Annotated in this window: 1 protein-coding gene; it reads left to right on the top strand. The window is 48.8% G+C overall.

Annotation, left to right across the window (positions count from 1 at the left end):
* Positions 1–166 precede the first annotated feature (166 nt).
* Entirely contained in the window at positions 167–940 is a 774-nt protein-coding gene (locus HMPREF0298_RS12220) for a DUF3800 domain-containing protein (RefSeq protein WP_144691047.1), read from the top strand.
* Positions 941–1105: the final 165 nt, after the last annotated feature.

The following is a 1105-nucleotide window of genomic DNA, read 5'->3' as shown; positions in this document are numbered from 1 at the left end:
CAGCGAGGTGTTGCAAAACGTAACGGATAAGCACGGCAATTAGGGTTGACCGGCCACACTCGATGTCAACGCAAACACCGAACCACCCAAAATTGCGCTACATAAGGCAAGCTCATAGGCTAATCGTCAATATTCGTGTGGGGGTTGACGTTGATATTATCGATCCATGAATAGTTCTACGGCTCGCAAAATTCACCTTCCTCTTTCCGCCGAAGGGGTGGCGTATTTCGTGGATGAGGCAGGGAGCAAAGGAAGTCTCGGAAAGCATTTCGTAACCGCGGCAGTTAGAACCACCGACCCCGACAAACTAAGTCGAGCCATTAAGGCATGTCGAGACAGAAACCATTTTACTAACGCGGACGAGATCAAATTTTCGAAAGTGAATCGGAATTCCCAGCCTATTCTCTCTGAAATCTTTTCTGAGGCGGTATCTTCAGGATGCACTTTTGGAGCTTTTGTGCTTGATAAGCGTCATTTTGACCCGTGGTCGGATAGAGATCAGTGGCAAGGGCATCTATTTGCAACCGACAGACTGCTGCGTGGACTTATTACTCGTCGCGAAGTTAGCGTTGCACTGCTAGATCATATCGATGTCCCGGTGGGAATTTCATACGGTGATGAACTCGCGGCTTCCTTAAATGGTCGGTTTGGTAACAAGCGTGTAATCACTGCAGTTAGTCTGGATTCAAGGACTTGCCCCGCTTTGCAGGTTGCGGATCTTCTGGCCAGCGCCGTATTTCATGCAAGGAAGAAAATCGAAGACAATGGACTTGAGAAGTTCCTTGAAGATAGAACACCAAAGGCCCGGTTATCTAAAGATATTGCCGCAGCGCTAGGTGAATCACACTTTGCTGATTGCCGGACTCAACTGCTGAAACTTCAAACCAGTCACGAAAAGTCTCTGACGGAGTTGACGAGAGCGAGTAATGAAGTAATCTAGAGGTAGACGCTCAAGCCATAGTCTCAGACTAACAGCGAGTGTCGCTCGGGCCGAGTCTCGGACTCACAACCCGTGAACAGCGGATTTCGTAACCGCAGCTATTACCGTACTTATCGCGACGCCTCACCTAAAAGGTGGGGCGTTTGCTTTTGCAACGTATTCTGT

Source organism: Corynebacterium lipophiloflavum DSM 44291, assembly GCF_000159635.1.
GTDB lineage: Bacteria > Actinomycetota > Actinomycetes > Mycobacteriales > Mycobacteriaceae > Corynebacterium > Corynebacterium lipophiloflavum.
This window is presented reverse-complemented; position numbering and strand designations above follow the sequence as displayed.

Excerpts from the sequence above, each read along its gene's own strand:
- HMPREF0298_RS12220 (WP_144691047.1), top strand. The coding sequence starts at position 167 with ATGAATAGTTCTACGGCTCGCAAAATTCACCTTCCTCTTTCCGCCGAA.